22 protein-coding genes are annotated in these 22,793 nt (G+C 56.9%); 6 read left to right on the forward strand and 16 right to left on the reverse strand.

Features of this window, described 5'->3' with window-relative positions; all coding sequences use genetic code 11:
• Positions 1–59: 59 nt before the first annotated feature.
• The gene (locus GOV79_RS21475) at positions 60–701 is read left to right on the forward strand and encodes a GNAT family N-acetyltransferase (RefSeq protein ID WP_331252781.1); all 642 of its coding nucleotides are present in this window, start codon (positions 60–62) and stop codon (positions 699–701) included.
• A gap of 124 nt (positions 702–825) precedes the next feature.
• Positions 826–2,565 carry a tetratricopeptide repeat protein gene (locus GOV79_RS21480; protein WP_170775706.1) on the forward strand — a complete coding sequence of 580 codons (1,740 nt, stop codon included), beginning with the start codon at positions 826–828 and terminating at the stop codon, positions 2,563–2,565.
• Positions 2,566–2,622: 57 nt separating this feature from the next.
• On the opposite strand, the gene GOV79_RS21485 is transcribed toward GOV79_RS21480, so the two are convergent.
• The 9 genes from GOV79_RS21485 to GOV79_RS21525 form a co-directional block, all read right to left on the reverse strand.
• Positions 2,623–3,213 (reverse strand): pentapeptide repeat-containing protein, encoded by a 591-nt coding sequence (locus GOV79_RS21485; protein ID WP_170775708.1) that lies wholly within the window; start codon positions 3,211–3,213, stop codon positions 2,623–2,625.
• 147 nt (positions 3,214–3,360) lie between these two features.
• The gene (locus GOV79_RS21490; protein WP_170791688.1) at positions 3,361–4,656 is read right to left on the reverse strand and encodes a gluzincin family metallopeptidase; all 1,296 of its coding nucleotides are present in this window, start codon (positions 4,654–4,656) and stop codon (positions 3,361–3,363) included.
• A gap of 30 nt (positions 4,657–4,686) precedes the next feature.
• Positions 4,687–5,994 carry a TfuA-like protein gene (locus GOV79_RS21495; protein ID WP_170791689.1) on the reverse strand — a complete coding sequence of 436 codons (1,308 nt, stop codon included), beginning with the start codon at positions 5,992–5,994 and terminating at the stop codon, positions 4,687–4,689.
• Entirely contained in the window at positions 5,991–7,196 is a 1,206-nt protein-coding gene (locus GOV79_RS21500) for a YcaO-like family protein (RefSeq protein WP_170791690.1), read from the reverse strand. Before GOV79_RS21500 ends, GOV79_RS21495 begins: the two co-directional genes overlap by 4 nt.
• Positions 7,197–7,281: 85 nt before the next feature.
• Complete coding sequence (locus tag GOV79_RS21505) at positions 7,282–8,274, reverse strand: aldose epimerase family protein (RefSeq protein ID WP_170791691.1); 993 nt, start codon at positions 8,272–8,274, stop codon at positions 7,282–7,284.
• Positions 8,275–8,304: 30 nt separating this feature from the next.
• On the reverse strand, positions 8,305–10,524 hold the full coding sequence (locus GOV79_RS21510) for a hybrid sensor histidine kinase/response regulator (RefSeq protein ID WP_170791692.1): 2,220 nt from the start codon (positions 10,522–10,524) through the stop codon (positions 8,305–8,307).
• The gene (locus GOV79_RS21515; protein WP_170791693.1) at positions 10,517–11,695 is read right to left on the reverse strand and encodes an FIST N-terminal domain-containing protein; all 1,179 of its coding nucleotides are present in this window, start codon (positions 11,693–11,695) and stop codon (positions 10,517–10,519) included. Before GOV79_RS21515 ends, GOV79_RS21510 begins: the two co-directional genes overlap by 8 nt.
• Before the next feature lie 44 nt (positions 11,696–11,739).
• Complete coding sequence (locus GOV79_RS21520) at positions 11,740–12,423, reverse strand: response regulator (protein ID WP_170791694.1); 684 nt, start codon at positions 12,421–12,423, stop codon at positions 11,740–11,742.
• A 136-nt stretch (positions 12,424–12,559) separates the two neighbouring features.
• Positions 12,560–14,326: a PQQ-dependent methanol/ethanol family dehydrogenase gene (locus tag GOV79_RS21525; protein ID WP_170775724.1), complete on the reverse strand. Its 1,767-nt coding sequence runs from the start codon at positions 14,324–14,326 to the stop codon at positions 12,560–12,562.
• A gap of 174 nt (positions 14,327–14,500) precedes the next feature.
• Between GOV79_RS21525 and GOV79_RS21530 the strand changes: the two genes are divergently transcribed.
• Complete coding sequence (locus GOV79_RS21530) at positions 14,501–15,055, forward strand: hypothetical protein (protein WP_170791695.1); 555 nt, start codon at positions 14,501–14,503, stop codon at positions 15,053–15,055.
• A 2-nt stretch (positions 15,056–15,057) separates the two neighbouring features.
• Here GOV79_RS21530 and GOV79_RS21535 read toward each other — a convergent pair whose 3' ends face one another.
• The 7 genes from GOV79_RS21535 to GOV79_RS21565 form a co-directional block, all read right to left on the reverse strand.
• The gene (locus GOV79_RS21535; protein ID WP_170791696.1) at positions 15,058–15,453 is read right to left on the reverse strand and encodes a c-type cytochrome; all 396 of its coding nucleotides are present in this window, start codon (positions 15,451–15,453) and stop codon (positions 15,058–15,060) included.
• Between the two features lie 123 nt (positions 15,454–15,576).
• Positions 15,577–16,116, reverse strand: coding sequence for an SEL1-like repeat protein (locus GOV79_RS21540; protein ID WP_174819528.1), 540 nt, complete (start codon positions 16,114–16,116; stop codon positions 15,577–15,579).
• A 75-nt stretch (positions 16,117–16,191) separates the two neighbouring features.
• Positions 16,192–16,983: an ABC transporter permease gene (locus GOV79_RS21545; protein WP_170791697.1), complete on the reverse strand. Its 792-nt coding sequence runs from the start codon at positions 16,981–16,983 to the stop codon at positions 16,192–16,194.
• Positions 16,980–17,699, reverse strand: a complete 720-nt coding sequence (locus GOV79_RS21550) for an ABC transporter ATP-binding protein (protein WP_170791698.1) — start codon at positions 17,697–17,699, stop codon at positions 16,980–16,982. Before GOV79_RS21550 ends, GOV79_RS21545 begins: the two co-directional genes overlap by 4 nt.
• Positions 17,696–18,142 carry a hypothetical protein gene (locus tag GOV79_RS21555; protein WP_170775735.1) on the reverse strand — a complete coding sequence of 149 codons (447 nt, stop codon included), beginning with the start codon at positions 18,140–18,142 and terminating at the stop codon, positions 17,696–17,698. Before GOV79_RS21555 ends, GOV79_RS21550 begins: the two co-directional genes overlap by 4 nt.
• 24 nt (positions 18,143–18,166) lie before the next feature.
• Positions 18,167–19,129, reverse strand: coding sequence for a YVTN family beta-propeller repeat protein (locus tag GOV79_RS21560; RefSeq protein WP_170785523.1), 963 nt, complete (start codon positions 19,127–19,129; stop codon positions 18,167–18,169).
• Positions 19,130–19,134: 5 nt separating this feature from the next.
• Entirely contained in the window at positions 19,135–20,301 is a 1,167-nt protein-coding gene (locus GOV79_RS21565; protein ID WP_170791699.1) for an ABC transporter substrate-binding protein, read from the reverse strand.
• 158 nt (positions 20,302–20,459) lie between these two features.
• On the opposite strand from GOV79_RS21565, the gene pedF reads away from it, so the two are divergent.
• From pedF to GOV79_RS21580, 3 genes are all read left to right on the forward strand, one after another.
• Positions 20,460–21,140 carry a cytochrome c-550 PedF gene (pedF, locus tag GOV79_RS21570; RefSeq protein WP_170791700.1) on the forward strand — a complete coding sequence of 227 codons (681 nt, stop codon included), beginning with the start codon at positions 20,460–20,462 and terminating at the stop codon, positions 21,138–21,140.
• Positions 21,141–21,158: 18 nt separating this feature from the next.
• Entirely contained in the window at positions 21,159–22,055 is an 897-nt protein-coding gene (locus GOV79_RS21575; RefSeq protein ID WP_170791701.1) for a transporter substrate-binding domain-containing protein, read from the forward strand.
• A 71-nt stretch (positions 22,056–22,126) separates the two neighbouring features.
• Positions 22,127–22,702: an SRPBCC family protein gene (locus GOV79_RS21580; RefSeq protein ID WP_170791702.1), complete on the forward strand. Its 576-nt coding sequence runs from the start codon at positions 22,127–22,129 to the stop codon at positions 22,700–22,702.
• The last annotated feature ends 91 nt before the right edge of the window (positions 22,703–22,793 follow it).

Consider the following 22,793-nt stretch of genomic DNA (forward strand, 5'->3'; position numbering starts at 1 on the left):
ATCTAGTGTGCTAGTGTCTTTCGGTGGATCGTTAAGATTTTGTTCAAAGGTTGATTTAAGTGTCAGACAACTTGAGTAATAAGTTTAGATTGCGCCCGATGGAGAAAGCGGATCTTGAGGTCATCTCCCATTGGTTCCAAGACCCTGAAGACGTTGCGCTATTTGATCGGACATCGCGGGTTCCGTTGAACCAGTTTCAGATAGAAGAAAGTTGGAAGGCCGTGTTCACCGCCGAAGGAGCGGGTTGCAAATGTTGGTTCGTGGTGGAAAACAGCTCTGGTGAAGCGGTTGGCCTGGCCGGGATCGAAAGCGTGTCGTTGGTAAACCGGGATGCGGTGGTCGCAATGTTTGTCGACAAATCCGCGCGACGCACCGGCGTTGGTATCCGAGCGACGGCTTTGGTGGTAGATTTTGCCTTTCGGCAACTGGGGTTGAACCGTTTGACCTCTTATTATCGGGCGGACAACACCAGCAGCCGCGATCTGGTCGCAAGGATAGGATGTCAGGTCGAAGGCACCATGCGTGAGGCCTGGTTTGCAGACGGGCAGTTTCATGACATGGTTGTTGTGGGTGTTCTCAAAGGCGATTGGGCGAAACGGCGCGACGCTTTGGCGGCGGAACTGTCTGACGATACACAGGTCTCGTTGGGACCGAATGCGTCTGCGGCCTGGACATGGCCGCCGAAATGCAAGAGTGGTTGAGTGAAAGTCGTTAATACCGCAAGTAGTCGTTAAATTTTAAAATTTGCTTTATGCTGATTCACGGACCTACTCGGTGCCAAATAAACGAGAATAAACAGTGAATACGACCAATCCGAATTTTACGATGACTCAAAAGCTTGGCGCTGTTCTGTTCGCCGATGTCGTCGGGTATTCGCGATTGATGAGTCAAAATGAGTTAGATACTTATAACGCGCTGAAATCATTGATTTCTGATCTCGAATCTTCCTGTGCAAAACACCAGGGCAGGGTGGTTGAGGTGCGCGGCGACGGCATTCTGGCATTATTTGAAACAGCAACAAGCGCGGTCGAGTTCGGTGTCGAATTGCATCGTATCGCCAGCGCGCATAACAGTGCCGGTCCCGAAGACCAGCGAATCAAATTCCGTGCGGGCGTTCATCTTGGGGAAATCCTGATCGACGATCGCGGCATTCATGGCGATAACGTCAACATCGCCGCACGGCTGCAAGAGATCGCCGAGCCCGAGCGTGTCTATGTTAGTTCGGCTGTCTATGATCAGGTCTGCAACCGCCTGCGCTATGGCTATGAGTTTTTGGGGCCCAAGCAGCTCAAGAATATCATGAACCCGGTGTCGACCTATTGCGTCCGCAGCGAGGTTGCAGGCGCAACCATGGCGGGAACGATGCGACCCGAAGTGTTGGGGGATATTCTCGAACGTCCTGATACACCATCGGTTGCCGTGCTGCCTTTTGCAAGCCACGGGGACGAGTCCGATAATTGGGTGGCCGAAGGTCTGACAGACGACATCATCATGAACCTGTCCAAGTTCAGGAACCTGTTCATCATCGCGCGCAACTCGTCCTTTTTCTTCAAAGCGCAATCCATGCCGCCGAAAGACGCCGCACAGCGGTTAAACGTGCGCTATATCGCGCGGGGCAGCGTACGCCGATCAGCCAGTCGGATCCGGATCTCGGCCGAGTTGGTGGATGCCAGTAGTGAACGCACGATCTGGGCGGAACGGTTCGACCGTAATATCGACGATATTTTCGACATTCTGGACGAAGTCACCGAATGTATCGTCGCTGCGACCGCCGTCATGATCGAGTCGCATGAAAAGCAGCGGATGATCCAGGCGATCCCCTCTGATCTTGAGGCTTATGGGTCGGTTCTTCAGGGCCAACACCATATCTTCAAATACACGCGCAACGACAATCGTAAAGCGCAGAACTTTTACCAATCCGCGCTGGAACGCGACGGCGGCTATGCACGCGCAGCGGCGGCGTTGTCACGGACGCTGAACATCGACTGGCGCTATTCCTGGAGTGATGACCCGTCCAAGGCGTTTGAACAGGCGCTGACCTTTGCCCAACAGGCGATTGAGCTGGACCCGACGGATGCGCGCGGCTTTGGTGAATTGGGGTATGTGCATCTGTATCGCAAGGAACATGACGCCGCTATTCAGTCCTATCAACGTGCATTGGCCCTGAACCCCAATGACGCCGATATGCATTCGGATTACGCGGACGCTCTGGCCCATTCGGGTGATAACGAAACGGCGATTACGCATCTGCAACAGGCCATGCGGCTGAACCCTTATTTCCCCGATCAGTACCTGTGGCATCTGGGCGGCGCCTATTACAATCTCAGACGCTATGAGGACGTGATAGAGACGGTCAACAAGATGAACAACCCAACCGAGGGGCAACGGATGCTGGCCGCGAGCCATGCGCAATTGGGGAACACGGATATGGCGCGTCTGATCGCGGACAAGCACCGCGAAGCGCATCCCAACTTCTCTCTGTCACGGTGGGCCAAGGTTCTGCCCGACCGGCTGGAGGATGACACCCAACACTTTGTAGAAGGTCTGAAAAAGGCCGGGTTCTGAGCATAAAAAAGGGCGCGACCCTGCGCGCCCTGTTTGAACCGGGAAAGGGAAGGGGGCTTAGTCGCCGCCCCGCACTTTCGCACCGCTGACTTTCGCGCCACTGACTTTGGCACCGGAAACCTTGGCGCCCGAGACTTTCGCACCGCTAACCTTGGCACCCGACACCTTTGCCCCACTGATCGCCGGGCTGTCGAAGCCGAAATAAATGTCCAGTAGAACCTGTTCGAACTGACCGGTTGTGACATCCATACGCATGGTCTGATCGGCCTTTTCGTAGCGCCAAACCATGATGTCGTTTGCTACTTGGTAATCAGCCGCCGCGACGCCGCCGATCGAAGGATCCCTTGGAGCGCGTGATGCATTGTTTGGAGGTTCATTCGGGTTACCATTCACGGGGTCTCCGTCGCCATGAACCAGAAAAATTGCCGGTTCTGGCAGGTCGTAATAAGTGCCTTCATAGGCAAAACCATAAATCTTGGCGAACTGCGCTTTTAAGTCGTTTCCGCCCTGAACTTTCTCATCTTCAAGCTGGTCGGAAAGATGCTTGTTGTTGCCTTTGCCGCCCTTTTTCTTGTTTTCCAGCTTAATGTCAGTCAGGACTCTTCCGTAAATTAGCACTTCCGAAAAACTGAGCAATGTTTCACCCATAAACTCATCTCCCAATTGTGGGGTCGCGGGTTTGACCGTTCACCCTTTTCACCACGGCCCGAGATGCCCCGTGCCAGAAAATCCAAAAAAATCACCCCTCTATTCCATGCCATAAATCGGCTTCAAAAAAAAGAATTTTGCGATTGGTCAATCCGGGACCATCGTACGGACTGAATTTGAATGGCTGTCTTCTTCCGGGTCAGGCAGGCGGGGACCGGCCGTTGTCAGCCCGATATCGCGCATTCTGAAGTTGCCCTCGATGATCTGGTGGAACGCGCCGCCGGTGATCTCCTGATCCACGGCAAGCAGTGCTTTTTCCACGCCGAAATAGCTGAGCATGTCCGCATCCAGGCGCGACCAGGTATCGGCCAGATAGGTACCCAGATAGTCTCGCGCTTCAAGCAAGGCGATACGGAACCCATCGGGATTTTCGGCGTAGCGTTTGTCGAAAATCTCCTGCATGACAGTGCTGTAGTCTGGAGAGCCTTCCAGTTGGTCCGACAGGTCTTCTTCCTCGGGCGAGATCAGCCCGTGCAGCAGCAGCCGTTCGTGATAGATATCGACAAAGATATCGAACATCGCGCCGGTCAGCGGTTCAGACAGTGCATGTTCACTGGACCAACCATGGGAAAACTCGGACAGCGTTTTGTTGTTGGCGGCAATTCGGATCTGAGCGTTCTCGGACAGTTCGGCAAACCGGTTCAGGCGGTTGTAGGTATAAAGATTTCCACGCGTGTTTTGCAGCAGGCTCTCGACCACTGATCCGAAATGGAGCGAGGCCAATAGCGCCACCATATCCGCGGCAGACTCGTGAAAGCCGTAGTATTCGCCGGAGGCTTCCCCGTTCGAGGGCATCCCGATCACGCTGTAAATGATTGCGTGGCCGATCTCATGGGCGACGACATCAAAGTTCAGACTGTAGGGGCGGTATTCGTCGCCATGGTCATGGGTGCCGCCGGTTTCCAGAAACCCCCACCCGATGTGCGCATTGTCTAGGCTAGGCAGCAGCGACAGTTCCAGCCGGTCGAAATCACGGGCAAAGTGCCAAGGGATTGGGTGATCAAAATAGCCTTGCCACACATCCATGGTGAAATGTGCAGACCCAAACAGATGTGCGGCTTCAAAAGAAGGGTCTGTGGGGTCGATATGAATGAAATTGCCGAACTCGTCCGGCATGGCCGGAGGCTGGATATAGCCGTTCCAAGGTGGCAGATACATGCCCGGACCGTCGGGGCCGGGAACTATCGCCCCATAGGGCGTGGTTTTGCCAACCGGGTTGACAGTATACATGCGCGGCCCCGAGGGGCCCGGCCCAATGCTGCCCTGCGGGGCCGAGATTTCGACCAGCTCCAGTTCCGCGTCAGGTTCCAGGAAAGGCGATTGCGGGAACAACAGGAACCGGGTTCCGGGTTCCTCATCAGGTGTCTGTTCGGGTAAAGTCATCCGGTGCCCTCCCGTGCCCGTCCGGTGCCCCTATTCGTGATTGGAGTCGTCCGTTGTGACGGCTTTTTGGCAATACAAATACTCTATTTCTATAAGCTCATAAAACGCATCCCGCCCAGACAACCCAAGCGACCTTGCATAGGATTCAAGATCATCGGGCACCTCTTGGTCAAGATGTGTTTCAAAATACCACAGCACCATGCGCAAACGGTCCGATCCAGTCGTGAGGGGCGCGGTCGCTTGCAACTCTGCTTTCGCAGTAGCCCGGTCCCGAAGTTGGGAATAGATCCCCGCACGGCGCAACTCGTTCAAGAGCGGGGCTTCAATATCCGCGCCTCGGTCTTGCGATACGGCTGACAGACGGGCCGCGTCGGCCAGCATGTCTTCATAGGTGTTTGGGCTCAGGTCGTTCGCGTCCAGCCAGCGCATCAGGTCTGCGTGGCGGGTTAGGTTGGCACGATCCCGGTGCGCTGTCATTTGTTGAACCAGCGCGTCGCGGTCTGGCGTTTGGCCGCGTCTGTGCGCCTCATCCCGTGCCAACACATGGAGCAGGGCGCGATCTCTCACTTCGGCAAAAAGCGCGGGTTGCAGACGCAATTCGTTTATTACTGCGGGGTCGGAGGGTGTTTCGGCCTCAACGCGGCGGCGCAGAGAATTCCACATCAAGGTCCGTTCTGTTCTGTGTGAATGACTTGTGTCATCCCCAATACCTTGGGCCATTTGGACGAGCATGGCGAGGGCATCCTCTGCTTTGGCATCTACATAACCGTTGGGCAACCAAGCCATGAAGCTGGTGATCTCAGAGCCGCCCGTTAACGCCTTTACGATACCCTCCCACTGGCGTTTCTTGTACTGGGTCTCCTTGGACACGCGCAAAAGAGTTTGGGCACCTTCGTCTGACAAAACACCCTCAGCCCGCGCGCGTTCCACAGTGGTCCGGATCGAAACCATTGGCACGCTGAGAGACGGATAGCCCAGTTCGGCAGGCCCATGCAGAACCGCCACTTCATCATCATCCTGCAATACACCTGAATGGTAGTCGTCAAAGATGCGCCCGACGCCAATCATTCCGAAATCGGCCAGTTCGGCGGCGCGTAGCGCGCCCATGCTGGCGCTGCCATAGACGGGAATACCCTGTTCCATCGCCCACAGGATTTCTTTGTGCCAAACCGAGGGCACCCCTTCGAAATACCCGTCAATTATCCCGATCGCACTGGGTTTATCGCGGGTGACACGATAGACGTCACCCTGCCGGACGGGCGGCAGAACCGTGGCGTCCAAATGCGCTGCGACGGCCTTGGCCGACAGGGTCGGACCTGCAAAGACCACGGCAGTCACGTGTGCTGCTCCTGCACTCGGGCGACCCGTACGCCTGGGATGAAATCCGGGTCGTCATGCGGTGCCTCCAAACCGGGTATGACCGCGCGCACCACGCCGATGTCTATGTGCGGTTGTGACAGGTCAACGATTACCACTTGTGGCATGCCTTGCCGGTCCAAACACTCCAAAAGCAGATCGCGGTCCTGTTCGAAAGATGCGCTGGCGTGGGTGGGGCAATCGGTGAAACTCTGGATCGGTTGGGCCGCGTCAATCAGGTCGCGGACGTACTGGCATCGTTCGGATTGCGCTTGATCGGTGAATTCGGCAGGATCAAGATCGTCACGCGCGCCCGAGATATAGGTCAGACGGGTCTGAGCGGCCTCGGTCAAAGCGCGCAACAAGGCGATGGAGCGGTCCACATGGCAGCCATCCCCGATCCCGATATGGCCGGGCTGACCCCCGGCCTCGGCAATCACGCAACGAAAACAGGCGATGCCGATATCCGAGGTGGTCTGCCATATCCCGCAATCCAGACCGGCGGCGTCAATCATGGCCATCGCGCTGCGGCATCTGGGATCATCGACCGTGTCCGGATCAACCCGAACCTGCGGTGTTTGATGATGCCACAGGGTTGTGGCATCCCGCTCGATCAACTCACAAATCGCGTGGCAACTGGCCTCGGTGACATTGTTGCCGGAGGCCAGCCCGTTGGTTGTTCGGGGGAAGGCCCCCTGGCTGGCGCTTGGGGCGGCGGTGTAGTCTGTGTCCACCATCTCAAGCGGGACCCAGCAGGCTTGGTTGGCATTCAGATCACATCCCTGAACCCACAGCATCGCCGCATGAGGATCAAATTGCCCGCCGGTCACACGGGGCAGGCGGGTCACATCGATAACTGCGTCATCGGCCACAAGATCGGAATACCGCGCCAGCCGCTGGGGCAGGTGGACACGTTCGGCGTGCCAGGACTCGATCGCCTCCATCACGCCCGAGGCTTGTGCCGCGCTCAGCGAGAGACCTTTGCCCAAAGACACCGCTACCGAACGAGAATTCGGGCGCGCCACCATCACGGTTGGCAATCCGATCCGATCCAGCCCGGTCAGGTTTGCAACGCGCGTGATGCCCATGTCCTTGAGATGGGGTTTGACGATCTCCAGCGTTTGTTCGGGGTCTCGCAACCGGTGCGTATCAAGAACGTATTGTTTTTGTGAAACACCGGGCATCAGGGGACCATAACCAATTCAATCCGAAACAGACAACGAAGCGGAAACCAATTTCGGATCAGGATGATAGAGGATCGTCGTTGGGTCAACTGTGACGGTCGGACAGGCGGCTAAACATATACTGAGATTGGTGGTGATATTCTTGCCCGTCCGTGAAGACGACGCTGGGGAAGGAAGGGTTGTTGATCGCGTCCGGCCAGCCTTGCGGCTCTAGTGCTAGGCCGCTGCGTGTAGAATAGGGCGCGCCGAAAACGGTTGGCAGATCCGCGCTGTCTAGAAAGTCACCGGAATAGATCTGAAGCCCCGGTTCGGTTGAATGCAGGTCCAAAGCGACACCAGACCGAAGCCCGTGCAGTTGGGCGATATGTTTTAGTCTAATACGTTCGCGCGCTATGCAAAAATTATGGTCTAAGGTAGCGTCTCCGACGGGCCGGAGTGTTTGAAAGTCGTAAGGCGTGTTGCGGACAGGTTCGACCGAACCCAAGGGGATCAGTTCGTCATCGACCGGCAAATAGTCTTGTGCCCGAACACGCAACAGATGGTCCCCGATATCCCCGTCGCCATTCAGGTTGAAATACCAATGCGGCGTGAAATTGCAGATCGTGTCGCCCGTTGCTATGGCCCGGATCTCCAAGTTCAACGTCGCGGGTGACGTAATGGAATAGTGAGCTTTGACGGACAAAGCGCCCCCAAAACCCATGTCTCCCTCAGGTATTTCCAGTTCGAAAGACACCGCATTCTCTGTCTGGTTGGTCCGCCGCCAGTTCTGTCGGGCAGCGCCTTTACTTCCGCCATGAAGGCAATGTTTGCCAAGAAAATTGCGTTCCACTGAATAGGTTTTTCCATTCAGAGCGTATTGCCCGTTGGATATCCGGTTTGCGCAGCGCCCAACAATGCAACCAAGATATGGGTCATTATGCAGATATTCGCTCGGCGCTTTCCAACCTAAAACCAAGGGGTGGTCGATGCCGTCCAGACGTAAATCAATCAGCGAGGCACCAATCGAACCGAGGGTCGCTGTAAGTGTCCCGTTGGAGATTTGAACAACGGCTTGCTTGGCGGCTTTATGGGGGATCATAAATTTAACATAAGATGTCTTACAGGTAATCTATTCTGGTTCCATTTTCTTCAACAAGGTCTCTAAAACAGATTTCAACCGTTGGACGTCGATCGGTTTATGTAACAAGGGGACGCCTGCGCGTTTGCAATATCCGGTCAGTTCAGAAGATCTGTTGGCCGAAATGATACAGGCTGGCAGGTTACCGAATTCGTGCCTTAAAGCTACGACCGCATCCGTTCCCTTTTTACCGTGGTCCAGTTGATAGTCGGCAATGACGATGTCGGGCACAATTTCAATCTCGCGCAGCAGGCCAACTGCTTGTTCCTCGCTGCTGCACTCCAGAACTTGGATGCCCCAGGTTTCCATCGTCATGGTCAGTGCAGAGCGCAGGTTCTCGTCGTTTTCGATCAACAAAGCCACAGTGCTGGTTAGTGTCACCGAGTCATCGACCTGTTGCAGTACATGGCCATGCGGTTTTAGAGGTACGGTATCCGCCAAAGGAACCTCAACCGAGAACATCGTTCCCAGCCCCAGCTCGGATCGTAACTGAATGGGGTGATTCAACAGTCCGCAGGCGCGCTCGACTATGGCGAGCCCCAGGCCCATCCCCTCGGCTGCGCTGGCATCGGAATGGAGCCGTTGGAACTCCTGAAAGACGATCTCTTGCTGGTCGGATGCGATTCCGACGCCTGTGTCCCAGACCTCGATCCGAACCGAGCCCTGCTGTTTACGCAATCCAACTAGAACCTTGCCTGCATCTGTGTAGCGGATCGCGTTGGACAGCAGGTTTTGCAGGATGCGCCTCAGGTAGCTTGCGTCACTGCGGATCAAAGCGTTGCTATGTACGAACCGCAATTCAAGCCCTTTGGCTTGGGCGACAGGACGAAACGAGTCTTCGAGCTGAGACAGCAGATTGCTAATTGAGAAGGTGGTCTGGTGCACCGTGGCACGACCGGAATCCAGTTTCGAGATATCCAGAAGCGCCTCGAGGATATGCTCGACACTGTTGAGCGCGCTTTCGGCTTTTCCGGCCACGTTACGTGCGTCGTTTTCGTTTAACCCGCTGCCCAATGTGGCGACATAGAGTTTGGCAGCTGAAAGCGGTTGCAGCAGATCGTGGCTCGCTGCAGCAACAAAACGTGATTTTGAAGAATTAGCGCGCTCAGCCGCTTTCAAGGCGTGGGCCAATTCCCCGGTTCGCGCGGCGACGCGGTGCTCTAGCAGGGTCTTGGCTTCGTGCAGGGCTTGCGCCGACTGGTGCTCGGCCGTGACATCGGTAAAGGAAATCACGAACCCCCGATCCGGCATCTCTTGCGCGAACACGGAAAGGATCTTGAACCGCCCGCTGCGCATCTGAAACTTCAGCGGTGCCCGTTCCGCAGTTCGATTGACCCAATCCAGCAGATCGGCATCGCTGACGCCGCCTTCAAACCGGATGGTCGCGCTAAGGCGGTCGAATACGGTTTTGAACTGGACGCCCATCTGAAACTGCGCATTTGGGATGGCCAGCAGTTCACTGGCGCGATTGTTCCATCCGATCAGGCGCAATTTGCTGTCGAAGATGCAAACGCCTTGGTCGATATGCTCCAGCGTGGCGCGGATCAGGCGGGCCTTGTCGTCAAGGATACGGTCTCTCTCTTGCCGTTCGATGCGCATGATATCGGTGACGTCAGTTTGCAGGATGACCGTGCCGCCATCGGGGGTCCGATGTTCCGAAACCTGCGTCCACCGATTGCCGTTAAGCCGGACGTTAAACACCACATGATCGTCCGTATGACGGGACATACGCCGTTTGGCCCAATCTTGTGGCGTAAGCGTTTCGGGCAGGGACAGGAACCTGGATTGACTGACAAGCTCGACATATTCGGTAAAGCTGAGACCCGGCACCAATTGCGCCTGAATATCGGGCATGTGCATCCCGAAGCGGCTGTTGCATAGCACCAGCTCTTCTTCGAGGTTGAACAGTGCAAACCCTTCTTGAACCGTCTCAATTGCGTTGGCGAGGTCGGCGCGCGCGGCCTCGGTTTCCTGATTGGCCTGTGCAAGCTGCGCGTTCGACTCGTTGAGCAATTGCAGCGCGCGTTCCAGATCCAGCGTGCGGGCGCGAACTTCTTGTTCCAGCACGGCGGCGCGCTGGAATTGCGCATAGGCCGCCCCGCTGGCATCAGTCGATTCCTCGACCCGGCGCATCAGGGCTTCGGCGATCTTCAGCAGTTTCTGGTTTTGGCGTTCCAGAGGGTCAAGCGGGTCGATCAGCGATTCAATCATGGCCGTCATCCTCGGGCGGATAGATCGCAACCCCGGTCAGGGTCTGGTTGACATGGATCGAGTTGAATTGTTCGCCATAGGTTGAAAAGCCGACCACGTTGTTGTCTGACAGGATTTCCGACAACGCGCCGGTCATCTGTTTCTGCTGTGCTTCCAGCCTGCGCAAGATGCAGTCGCAGCCCAAAATCGCATCGGGCTGGGCGGATTGGGTCAGGGCGCCAATTTCCTGTCCAAGATGGCTGATCATGTCCATCGGTTCTGCAAGGGTCAGAACCAGTCCTTCGTCGATGGCCGAGAAAAAGACCAGATCGCCATTTTCGTCCACACGTTGGATGGCGCGCACGTGATGTTGGCCGCCGATTTGAACAACGACCGGATGGGCTGCAAAGGTAAAGGTATCAAGCTGTTCAGGGTCCTTCCCCAGCACTCTGGCATACTCGCGGGCGGCAGGTTCGGCGTTGATTTCTCGTACAATCCTCTTGGAAGGGTCGGCATCAGTCACAACCATGCGTTGGGATGTGGGTACAAGATGGTCGGTCTTAAACACTTTGATCGGACAGCGCGTGCGTACCTGGGTCAGAATCGCGGCATTTTCATGCGCCCTGCCCTGATGCAGAACGTACGTATGACCGAACCGAGTTCCATCCCCTGCGGATCCGCCAAACAGGGGGACAGGCCCCAAACCAAGGGCCAGTTCCGAGGTCAGCGCGTCCTCTTTGGTTGATAGCCCGTCGATCAGAAGGAAAGTGAACTCGTGCGGCCACTCTGGCCGGGCCTCACCCATTTCCGTGCGGTTTCGGATCATCTCGTGAATGATATCGGGGGCCGAAAAATCATTCAGATCGGGCACTAGAATAGCGCGCGTCTCGAAATGCGTTGCGGGCAGGCCGATGGCAACGATCTGATCTTCGGTATAGCCGTCCCCTGCCAATTCGCCCGCGGTTGTGCAGCCTACGACCGGTGTCGGTGCAAATCTGTCCGCTGCCCGCGCAATGATCTGCGTCGCATTCGCGTTGCCGCTGACAAACAGGACAACAAGCGACAGGGTGTCCGGCCCTAACGCAGCCGCAAGCTGCGCAACAGCGTCTTGCGTGTCACGGTGTACAAATGCGGTTTTGACGATGCCTGGCGCACGGGTTCGGGCCGGTGCCCACCCGACTGCTTGGTCCATCGGGCCTCCTCCCTAAAGCGCGACGAGAGTCGAACGTAATACGGTTAGCCTTGTTCTTGCAAGACGCTGGCGAACGAGGCTTTCTTGGCGATCAGAACGGCCTGTGTCCGGCTTTGAACCCCCAGTTTCCGCATGATTGCAGTCACATGGGCTTTTACGGTCGTCTCTGCGATGGACAGGTCATACGCAATCTGCTTGTTCAGTTTGCCCTCGCAGATCAATTGCAGGATACGGGATTGCTGATTGGTCAAGGTGGCCAGCCGCCCAACTGCATCGCTTTGTTCGTCATCTTGTTCTTCGTCGATCAGCACGCATCCTTCGGGCAGGAATACACCACCGGAATGGACCGTTTCAAAGGCCGTGCGGAACACATCGCGCTGGCTGTGCTTTGGGACGTAGCCTGAGGCTCCCCCGTGGATAACTTGGCTGATGACCCGATTGTCCGTCATAGAGGACACAACGATCACAGGTGCTTTGGCTGCCGCTTTCAAGCGCACCAGACCGTCCAACCCATCCACGTCAGGCAGGTTCAGGTCAAGCATAACCGCGTCCGGTTTCAGACCTTCGGCGATCATGGTCAGAGCGTCTTCCAGCCGGTCGGCGGTGTGGATCTCGCCAATATGTGCAACGCTTTGCAGCGTCATCGAAAGCGCATCACAAAACAGTGGGTGATCATCGACGATCAGGACGTTTTCGAAATCATTTTGCCCTTGAGGGTTTGCAAGCATGGGTCTTGGCCTTTGCAATGGGTTGCCCAATTTAACCAAGCGTAGCAAGGGAATGGAATGCCGCAAACTGGCGAAAAGTCGTATAAGAAAACGCGCGCCCGTTTGGGGCGCGCGCTTGGATCGAAAGACCCTTGTATCAGTTTGCCGAGGCCAGCTCTTTCGGCAGACGAAAGGTCCACAAAGTGCCACCCTGGTTCAGGTAGTTGACCTTTTTGGCCACTTCACCACCCCAAAGCGGAACCGCGCCGCCCCAACCCGAGATGACCGAGACATATTGCTCGCCATCCTGTTCCCAAGTTACAGGCTGACCGACGATGCCCGAACCGGTCTGGAACGACCATAGCTTTTCGCCGGTTTCATCATCCAAAGCAATGAACTCGCCCTCGGGTGTGCCGAAGAACACCAGACCACCAGCAGTGGTCATCACGCCCGACCAAAGCGGCGCGTCGTTCTTGTATTCCCACTTCCATTCGCCGGTATCCGGGTCAATGGCCTTGAGCGAGCCGATATGGTCTTCGTAGTTCGGCTTGATGGTAAAGCCCGCGCCCAGATAGGCGGCACCTTTCTTGTAGGTGATCGGCTCGTTCCAGATATCCATGCCCCATTCGTTGGAAGGCACATAGAAATTGCCGGTTTTCTGCGAAAACGCCATCGGCATCCAGTTCTTGCCACCCAGGAACGAGGGCGAAGCAAAGATCACTTCACCTTTCTTACCATCGGCTGCCGCTGCAGGATCACCGGGGCGGTTATCTTCGACAAAGATCGGACGACCGGTTTCATCCACCCCGGAGGACCATGTGATATCCTTGACGAAGGGCGTGGCAGATACGAACCCGCCATCTTCACGGTTCAGCACATAGAAGTACCCGTTGCGGTCGGCGGTTGCATAGCGCTGATTGCCCTCGCGGTCGGTATAGGCGACGACTTCGTTTACGCCGTCATAATCCCAGCCTTCGCGCGGCGTGGTCTGGAAGTGCCACTTGATGTCGCCAGTTTTGGGGTCGATCCCGATGCGGCTGGCGGCATAGAGGTTGTCGCCCTTGTTGCCTTCGGTCGGGGTCCCTGCATTGCGCAACCAGCTGTTCCAGGGGGCCGGGTTGCCCGCGCCGAAGACCAACGTGTCGGTGTCGGCATCGTACGAGCCGCCCAGCCACGTCGCGCCGCCGCCGGTTTTCCACATGTCGCCAGGCCAGGTTGCGTTCAGCTCACCTGTCATGGTGCTTTCTTCGCCGTTCAGCGTGCCCATATGGCCTTCGATCACCGGCCGTTCCCAGACTAGGTCGCCGGTATTGACGTCCCGCGCCTGAACCGCGCCAACGATGCCGAACTCACCACCCGAATTGCCGGTGATCACCAGCCCGTCGACGATCAGTGGAGCCGCTGTATAGGAATAGCCCGCTTTGTAGTCGGCGATCTTGTCGCGCCAGACAACATCGCCTGTGTCCTTGTTCAGCGCCACGATCCGTGCGTCCAGCGTGCCAAAGATGACCATGTCGCCATAGATGGCCGCACCACGGTTGACCACGTCACAGCAGGGCAGAATGCCTTCGGGCAGACGCGCGTCGTATTGCCAGACTTCTTTACCGGTCTTCAGATCAATCGCATAGAGGCGCGAGTAGGATCCGGTGATATACATCATACCGTCATAGATCAGCGGCTGGGTTTCCTGACCGCGCTGCTTTTCGCCGCCAAGGCTGAAAGCCCAGGCTGGCAGCAGGTTATCGACGTTGTCCTTGTTCAGCATGTCCAGCGGGCTGTAGCGCTGCAAGTGCCGCCCCATGCCATTGGTCACGATCTGCGTGGTGATCGTTTGGTCGTTCGCCAGATCGTCTTCGGTAACTTCTGCATAGGCCGCGCCCGTTGCAATCACACTTGCAACTGCCGCCATGATAAACCGGCTCATCGGTGTCCTCCCTAGACTTATGTCTTTCCTCCGTGCCGAATCTCCGACACGTCGGGATTGTTGGCGAGAGTATTATTCGCGGGAGAGTCCTTCGGTGAAATTGCACAATGGTCGTAGGGCTTGAGCGGACGATTTCAACTAGTGTGACCCAACTTTTTCTGAAGGGAGGATACAATGCGACGGCTTTTTTCAAGCATTTTGCTGCTTGGCCTTGTTTCGGCCCTACCTTCGGTGGCCAAACCGTTAACCGGGCAGAAAGGGATTTTTCTCGTTGATGATGCTGGGCATAGAATACTGATAGGGTACGTAAAATTCTCGCAAAATGGCGACACAACGATCTACGATCTCGAATTCAATGACGAGGTGTTTTCCGAACATTTCTTGTCAATGCGCCCGTTTAAGTGCTTGGAAGGCCCGGACAAACACTGGTGCCATGTCCCCTACCCCTACGAGTTGCAGCGGTATGTTTCCGCAGAGGATCTGACCGATCTGGAATATGATCTTTTGTTCATCCATAAGGGCGCGACCGAATACGGTATCAACATGTGGAACGGCATTTACTACCGCTTGAACGCGGACGGCGACCATCTTGTTGGGCAATTGCACGAAATGGACATGGACGTGTTGTCGGCACCGCCCGAGGCCGGGAACCTCAGACCGATAAAGCATGATGACATCCACGAATCCGACCCTGACAGCCACTGGTTGCCAGGTATCGTGATTGAATAGGGTTATTGCGCGGAAAGGCTGCTCAGGTAAGCCAGAATAAAATCCTGAATCGTTCGGTCTCCGATACCCACATGGCGCATCTTGGTGCCGGGCATGAAACCGTCATTGTCCTCCATCCATGCGCGCAGTGCTGGGGGCGTCCAGACGATACCGGAACCTGCAAGCGCGTCTGAATAGTCATAGCCGTCAACGGTTCCTGCCTTGCGCCCTACGATCCCGTCCAACTGAGGCCCATAGCTTGGATCCGTGGCATCCGGCGCGTGACAACGTCGACATTCCGAGAAAAACAGATCTTCACCGGCGTCAACCTTGATGCGGTCGAAGGTGGATTGAGCCAGCGCGGGTGGGGCCGAGATGGCGTAAGCGACGAGGCCAAGTGACAAGGCGAGGTGTTTCATAGGGTCCTCCAAACGTTTTTCGAATGATACGAATTCCGCTGGGGGCAAGGGCTTGACGTACATCAAGAAACTGAAGGCGCACCCTCATCCTTTGGTCGTAGAAATGTGGGGATATTGCGCTTTTCAGAACAGGGGCGCGTATTTCCATTCATCCGCGTCGGGTGTGACCTCGTTCGGATCATAGCCCGATTCTTGCAGCCGTTTGGCGATTTTAAGCCCTTCCCGCGCGGCTTCATCGACATAGGCGCGTCCCAGTTCCTGATTCTGCGCCACACCGTGCCCGCGCAGCAGGTTGAGGCCATAGTTGAACTTTCCAACCGGATCGCCCAGATCGGCGGCGCGTTTGTCCCATGCGGCGGCTGCGTCCGGGTCATAGGGACCCGCTAGACCGTTATTGTCCAACTGACCCATCCATGTCATGGCTCCGGTATAGCCCGCCTCGGCGCAGGTTCTGAACAAAGTACGCGCCAGATCATGCCGCCCTGACTTGGTCATGTAGTAGCCCGACGCGCAGGTGGTCATGTCGGTGATACCGTTGTCGATATTGCTCATGACCTTGCCCCATCCTGTGTCCTGCGGGTTGAGCGTGCCGAACTCATCCTCGACCGTTTGGGCCGAGGCGGCGGACGCTATGAACAGGGACAGTGCAGCGATACGGATCATGGTCGAGCCCTCTGGTTTTGGGGTAGTCTACCTCAACACTCGCGCGATTTCACGTCTGCCATGGTCGTAGAGGCTCTACCCGCGGGGTTTCTTCACTCCCCGCGCCGGATCATATCCCCAAAGCGCAAGTCCCAGGAAAATAAACCCGGCCAGAATCGTCCATCCGAGGGCTGCGGCGTTGAATTGCCCGTAGAGCGCAAAACGGATCAACTCGACCGCGTGGGTGAAAGGGTTGAACGCGCAGATATCGCGCAACAGGGCCGAGCTTTCGGCCATCTTCCACAGCGGGTAAAGCGCCGAGGACAGGAAGAACATCGGGAAGATGACAAAGTTCATTACCCCCGCGAAATTTTCAAGCTGCTTGATGGCCGAGGACAGCGCCAACCCCAACGCGCCGAGCATCAGCCCCGCCACGATCAGTGCCGGGAACACCAGCAGATATCCAATGATTGGCATATCGATGCCGTAAACCGCGGCGACCGCAAGAAAGGTATAGACCTGCAGGATCGAGATCGTCGTGCTGGCCAGCAAGCGGCAAAACAAAAGCCACCAGCGGGGCAAAGGGCTGGTCAGCAGCAAGCGCATGGAGCCCATCTCGCGGTCATAGACAAGACTGAGAGAGCTTTGCATCCCGTTGAACAGCATGATCATACCGCACAGGCCGGGCACGATGTAAATCTCATATGTGATATAGGTCTGATAGGGTGGCGTGATAGACAGGCCCAATGCCGCGCGCAATCCGGCGGCAAAGACAATCAGCCAGACCAGAGGGCGCACCAGCGCGGCGACAAATCGACTGCGCTGACGAACAAAGCGTAGTGCCTCGCGTATCAGAATGGCGCGCAGGGCAATCAGCGCGCCGGTCATGCCGTGGCCCCTGTCATGGACAGAAAGACGTGTTGCAAAGGTTGTCCGCTGGTCAGGTCGCTGCACAGTTCCTGTTTCAGCAGCTTGCCACGGTGAAGGATGGCGACGTGGTCATCCGGCTCGATCTCGTCGGTCAAATGCGTCGCCCAGAGCACGGTCAGCCCGTCCTGCTGCGACAGCGCATGGACATGCTGCGTGATGGCTTTTCGGGCGGCCGCATCCAGTCCAACCGTTGGCTCGTCCAGCAGAAGAACCGAGGGGGAATGGATTAGACTGCGTGCGATCTCCAGCCTTCGACGGTGCCCGCCATTCAGGTCGCGGGTGCGTTCGGCCGCGCGTTCGGCCATGTCCAGCCGGTCAAGCGCGACTGAGATCCGCGTTTCGGCATCGCGCCCCGCCAACCCGTGCAAAGCGGCGAAATAACTGAGGTTGCGGTGCACCGTCAGATCCAGGTCCAACGTAGGTTGTTGAAACACCACGCCAATCTGAGCCAGCGCCTGACGGGGCTGTTTTGAGATGTCGAACCCTGCAACCTCGATCACGCCCTGCGCCGTGGTAAACAACCGTGTCAGAAGAGAAAACAGGGTCGACTTCCCTGCTCCGTTCGGTCCCAGCAACGCACAAAACGCGCCCTGGGGGACATGAAAGCTCACATCATCAAGCGCGCGTTTCTCGCCATAGGCGTAGCTGACATTTCGGACTGAAAGCCCTGTCACTGAATGGTAATCTCCAGCCGCTGTGTTTCGCCGGTGCTGCCCGGCACTTTCAGATAGTAGCTGCCCGGCTTGATCGCGACAAAGCCTATTTCCATCTCACCAGCTTCATCGAATTCGACCGAGTCCAGCCCCAGAGGGCGGATTTCCAGTCCTTCGACGACGATTTCATCAACCCAGATCGCGCGGAAGAATTCAGGACCCACCAAAGCCAGTTCCTGACTGCCATCGCCCTGAATCTCGAACTCGTAATACATGCCGGATTTCAGCACCCACGGGGCCTCGGCCAGAGGCACACCGGCGGACAGAGTGATCGGCGGCAGGTCTTCTTTGTTCTTCGCCGACAAAATTCCGGCCAGACCAAATCCGTCATCGTCATCATCGGCCAAAGCCGCAGCTGGCAAAGCCATAGCCATCATCGCGGCCACGCATATCAATTGCTTCATCTCTTAAGTCTCCTCGAAATTCTTTCAGTTGGTCGGACGGAAGGCCGCGCCCCAGGGGAAGCGTCCGACCTTGATTGTCTTGATGGGTTCACGTTTCGCCACGTCGATCACGGTCACATCGCCGGATACGCCGTTTGTGGTGAACAGCAGCGATTTGTCGGCGTTGAAATCCATGTGCCAGACGCGACGCCCCACAAGGATGTAGTCTTCAACCTCATAGGTTTCGGCATTCACGGCCGCCACATGGTTCGACGGTCCCAGCGCGACAAAGGCGGTTTCATCCCCGTTGGACAGTTCAAACCCCACGGGTTGCACCCGGTCGGGGTGGACACCTTCGACCTCGAACTCGATCTTGGCCTTTTCGGTCTGTGTTTCCACGTCGAACACCGTGATGGTACCGCCGATTTCCGAGCTGACCCACAGCTCGGTCCCATCCTTCAGGAATTCCGCGTGGCGCGGTCGGGAATCGACCAGAGTGTTGGCGAACAGCTCTTGCGTTTCGGTGTCGATCCAATGGGCCATGTTGGTGGTCTCGGACGTGGTGATGGCGATCTTGCCATCGGGGGACACAGCCATCCCTTCGGGTTCAATCCCGACGTCGATCTGAGCAATTACGGTGCGCGATTCCGTATCGACTACGGTGGTGATCGCGTCGTCTTCGTTAGCGATATAAAGATGGCGATCATTGGGGTGCAGCACAAATTGCTCGGGGTCCTCGCCCGAGGGCAGATCGTGTAGGATCTCGCCCGTTTCCGGGTCCATCACCTGCACCGCGTCGCTGTCCGAGGCGCAGATATACAGCACCGAGAAATCCTTGGAAAAGGTGATCCCGCGTGGGCGTTCGCCGGTTTCTATCGTACGGATCACCTCGAGCGTCTCGATGTCGATCACGCTCAGCGTGTCGTCCTTTTCATTGCTGATCCACATTTCGTCCGCGGCCGCCGGTGCGCAGAGGGCGGTCGCCGCCAGAAGTGCTGTCAATCTCATCCCAGTTACTCCCTGAATGCCTGACACTGGCTTTCGCCCTCGTCTAGTCCCAACGTGTCGAGTTCCGTGCGCTGGTGCAAGAACCCCTCCAGCGGAGCCATCGCAACGACGGCGCGGTCGGTGACCAATGGGATCGGTTGCCGCAACTGCCCGTTCCAGGACCGGAAATTCATCGCCCTGCCCTTGAACCCGGCCAATTCGAAATCGTCCGACAGGATGTAGTCGAGCAAAACGGTCGGGTCACTGGATTGCGTGCGTGTCACTGCCTCGCCCAAAGTCCGGTAGGCGGCCCATGCGGCATAATCCTTTGGCATCATGCTGCGGCCGGTCTGTTCGGTGAACCGGTTTTGCATCTGGACCGCGCCCCATTGTTCCACCACACGCGACCACGTTACAGGTTGCAGTCCGTCGGACCCTGCCACGGGGCGGGCCTTCCATGTGTTGAATTCGATATACCGGCTGAAATCGTCCAATTCATCGGCGACCAGCAGGATGTCATAGTCACCGAATTCCTGTGTAAACAGCGGCACCTCTTGGGCGGCGTTGCGGCGCAGGTCGGCGGCGAATTCCCATGTCTTTTCGGCGCTCAGCTCCAGACGGAATTTTTCCAGCGAACGTTTGAGAGACTGTGCAAAGGCCTGATCACCGGGATGGACGCCGGTGATCATCACCAACTCGTCCCAGCGGCGTTTGACCAGAAATTGAACCAGCGCATCGGTGCGCATCATGTTCGACGGCAAAGTATGCAGCAGATTGGCGCGGCAATTCTGGTCTCGCACATTCAGATCAGACGCGGATGCGTTTAGCAGAATAGCGTTCGCCGCCTCAGGCAGGTCAGCAACGTCCAGTTGCGCTTGTGCAGGCGCATCGAGGATTAGAAAAGGGCTATCCGCCAAAGCCTGACGGGCTGCGGTCAGCCAATCGCCACCTTCGGGAACGGATGTGACGGACAGATTGTATTTGTGCCCCAGGAATTTCGCGGTTGTCAGATTATCGGTCAAGGCCAGCTCGGCCCCTGCCACGCCCAGATCGTCCGGAATCGGATCAAGGTTGGATAAAACCGGAGGCCGCGGTACCTGCATCTGCAAATATGTGACCGAAACCTCAACCTCGGCAAAAGCTGCGACCGGCAGCAGAACCGAAGCGATCAAGGCGCGCAAATAGGTTTTCATGTCGACGCCTCCTCCCTAGCAATTTGATAAAATCTGCTCATCCCTTTCGGGACCATTAGACCTTAGTCGCAGCTACCCCCCAATGTGCAACCAAGGTCTAATTCCATGCTGAATTCTGCTAAGCTATGACCGGGGAAAGCGTCGTAGAGGAGGATAAGATGCGTCCAGGTTTTTATAGCGTAATGCTAGGCGCCGTCATGGCTGGCGGCATGGCGCTGGCCCATGGCGATGTCGCCCCGCAGCCCGTCAATACTGACGCTCTGCCCGATGTGGGCGATGAGTGGCTGATCGAGAACCCTTACCGCGATAAAGGAGAAGAGGTCTGGCAGGCGGCGATTGAAATCGGCGATTCCGGCTATAACCAGAACTGCGCGCGATGCCATGGTTTGGGTGTTGTCTCGGGCGGGTTGGCCCCTGATCTGAGGTATCTTGAGGCCGAAGAATATGGCGATGAATGGTATGCCGAGCGGTTCCGCGAAGGTTACACTCAGAACGGGATCACCAAGATGCCCGCCTTTGGCGAGCTTTTGGGCCAGAAGGCCGCGTGGGCCATCCGCACATATATAGAAACCCGTCCCGATGACGGGGCTTTGGACGATCATTCCGACCGGCTGAAGGAGATCCGTGATCTGCTGGCCGCGATGGCCAACGGCGGCGACGGAGACGCAGCCGCGCTACAATCTGAACTCAGCGAGATTGCGGGAACGATTGAGACCGGCTCGGGCGCGCCCGTGGCCGATAGCGTCGCCCTGCGCGCCGCTGTTTTGATTTCGGGGGACAGCCCGAACTTTGCCGAGGCAGCGGAACAGCTGACCATCGGCTTGTCTGCCGCGCAATAGATCGGCAGAGTGGGGCACATGATCGGACGCTTTTTTGTTTTCTCCCTGTTGGCTGCGGCCCTGACCACTGGGCAAGCAATGGCCAGGTGTGAAGATCATGTGCCCCAACCCAAACCGCAAAACGCCAGCCGTGACATCGTGGGAGCCGACCTCGATACCATTATCGAGCGCGGTTATATTGAGTTCGCAGCCTATGAGGATTTCGCCCCGTGGTCGTTCGAGGAAGACGGCAGGATTCAGGGCGTCGATATAGAAATCGGCAAGTTGATTGCCGAAGATCTGGGTGTCGAAGCTCGGTTCAATCTGGTCGCCGCAGGAGAAAATCTTGAAGCCGACCTACGCAACTGGGTCTGGAAAGGCCCTTTGATCAACGGACGTGTCGCCAATGTGATGCTACACGTCCCCTATGACAGTGAATTCGCCTGTCGGGTAGAACAAGTGGTTTTCACCGGTCAGTATCACGATGAAGAAATCGCGATTGCCTATCGCAAGGATGAATACCCCGAAGACCCGCCCGTTCCGGCCTATTTCCGCTTTGATACGGTCGCGGTGGAAAATGACTCGATTGCTGATTTCTACCTGTCGGCCTTTCCAGGCGGCCAGCTTGCGCAGAATGTGCACCGCTTTCCCACAGCGGGTCTTGCGATGGAGGCCTTGGCGGCAGGTGACACCATGGCGGCAATGGGCCCACGCGCTCAGCTCGAAGCTGGTTTGACGCCCGAATTGGATCTGCACACGCCGCCCTTGCCCGGTTTTGCCGTCAGCAGTTGGACCAGTGGCGTTGCGGTTCATTTCGCCTATCGCGGCCTCAGCTATGCAGTGGACGATGCGATTTATGCAGCACTTCAGGATGGCAGGATCGAGCAGATATTCGCCGCGTACGGCCTGACGCATGCACCGCCGAAACTGCGGTGACTACACCCAAGGTCTTATAGGCACCGGGCAGATCACCGCGTAGCTTAACCGAAAATACTGGAGGGAGTGACATGGAACTACATGACAGCCGCGTCATTGCGGCCCCACGTTCCAAAGTCTGGGAGGCACTGCTATCGGCCGACATTCTGAAAGAATGTGTCCCCGGCTGCAAAGAGATGTCGGGGACAGCCGAAGATGGGTTTGCCGCGACCGTGGTGCAGAAGGTCGGGCCCGTAAAGGCGACGTTCAAAGGTGAAGTGACCCTGTCGGACATGGTGGATCAGGAAAGCGTCAAGCTATCTGGGGAAGGCAAAGGCGGGGCCGCCGGGTTTGCCAAGGGTGCAGCAGAAGTCACCTTGTCGGATGCGCCGGAGGGGACGTTGCTGGCCTATAATGTCGATGCGCGCGTGGGCGGCAAGCTGGCTCAGCTAGGGGGGCGGGTCATTGATGGCGTGGCCAAGAAAATGGCCGACCAGTTCTTTGAGAATTTCCAGAATGTGGTCGAGGAAGACCCTCGGCCCGCGCCTGCCGAGGCTGCGCCCGAACCGGCCGCGGCCCCTGCTGAGCCAGAAACGTCGGTTGAGCCAGCACAGGCAGCGCCGCCGGAAGAGAAAAAAGGTTGGTTCAAGCGCCTGTTCGGTGGTTGACCCGAAAATTTAAGGGAGGAAAATCTGATGAAGATTTCGATGACTGTGAACGGCGTAGCTGTGAGCGGTGAAGTTGAGGGACGGACGTTAT

Origin of the sequence: Ruegeria lacuscaerulensis, from assembly GCF_013034745.1 — a bacterium.
GTDB classification, from domain to species: Bacteria; Pseudomonadota; Alphaproteobacteria; order Rhodobacterales; family Rhodobacteraceae; genus Ruegeria; species Ruegeria lacuscaerulensis_B.

Coding starts and splice junctions, on each gene's coding strand:
- GOV79_RS21480 (WP_170775706.1), top strand. CDS start 826: ATGACTCAAAAGCTTGGCGCTGTTCTGTTCGCCGATGTCGTCGGGTAT.
- GOV79_RS21485 (WP_170775708.1), bottom strand. CDS start 3,213: ATGGGTGAAACATTGCTCAGTTTTTCGGAAGTGCTAATTTACGGAAGA.
- GOV79_RS21490 (WP_170791688.1), bottom strand. CDS start 4,656: ATGACTTTACCCGAACAGACACCTGATGAGGAACCCGGAACCCGGTTC.
- GOV79_RS21500 (WP_170791690.1), bottom strand. CDS start 7,196: ATGCCCGGTGTTTCACAAAAACAATACGTTCTTGATACGCACCGGTTG.
- GOV79_RS21505 (WP_170791691.1), bottom strand. CDS start 8,274: ATGATCCCCCATAAAGCCGCCAAGCAAGCCGTTGTTCAAATCTCCAAC.
- GOV79_RS21510 (WP_170791692.1), bottom strand. CDS start 10,524: ATGATTGAATCGCTGATCGACCCGCTTGACCCTCTGGAACGCCAAAAC.
- GOV79_RS21515 (WP_170791693.1), bottom strand. CDS start 11,695: ATGGACCAAGCAGTCGGGTGGGCACCGGCCCGAACCCGTGCGCCAGGC.
- GOV79_RS21520 (WP_170791694.1), bottom strand. CDS start 12,423: ATGCTTGCAAACCCTCAAGGGCAAAATGATTTCGAAAACGTCCTGATC.
- GOV79_RS21525 (WP_170775724.1), bottom strand. CDS start 14,326: ATGAGCCGGTTTATCATGGCGGCAGTTGCAAGTGTGATTGCAACGGGC.
- GOV79_RS21530 (WP_170791695.1), top strand. CDS start 14,501: ATGCGACGGCTTTTTTCAAGCATTTTGCTGCTTGGCCTTGTTTCGGCC.
- GOV79_RS21535 (WP_170791696.1), bottom strand. CDS start 15,453: ATGAAACACCTCGCCTTGTCACTTGGCCTCGTCGCTTACGCCATCTCG.
- GOV79_RS21540 (WP_174819528.1), bottom strand. CDS start 16,116: ATGATCCGTATCGCTGCACTGTCCCTGTTCATAGCGTCCGCCGCCTCG.
- GOV79_RS21545 (WP_170791697.1), bottom strand. CDS start 16,983: ATGACCGGCGCGCTGATTGCCCTGCGCGCCATTCTGATACGCGAGGCA.
- GOV79_RS21555 (WP_170775735.1), bottom strand. CDS start 18,142: ATGAAGCAATTGATATGCGTGGCCGCGATGATGGCTATGGCTTTGCCA.
- GOV79_RS21560 (WP_170785523.1), bottom strand. CDS start 19,129: ATGAGATTGACAGCACTTCTGGCGGCGACCGCCCTCTGCGCACCGGCG.
- GOV79_RS21565 (WP_170791699.1), bottom strand. CDS start 20,301: ATGAAAACCTATTTGCGCGCCTTGATCGCTTCGGTTCTGCTGCCGGTC.
- pedF (WP_170791700.1), top strand. CDS start 20,460: ATGCGTCCAGGTTTTTATAGCGTAATGCTAGGCGCCGTCATGGCTGGC.
- GOV79_RS21575 (WP_170791701.1), top strand. CDS start 21,159: ATGATCGGACGCTTTTTTGTTTTCTCCCTGTTGGCTGCGGCCCTGACC.
- GOV79_RS21580 (WP_170791702.1), top strand. CDS start 22,127: ATGGAACTACATGACAGCCGCGTCATTGCGGCCCCACGTTCCAAAGTC.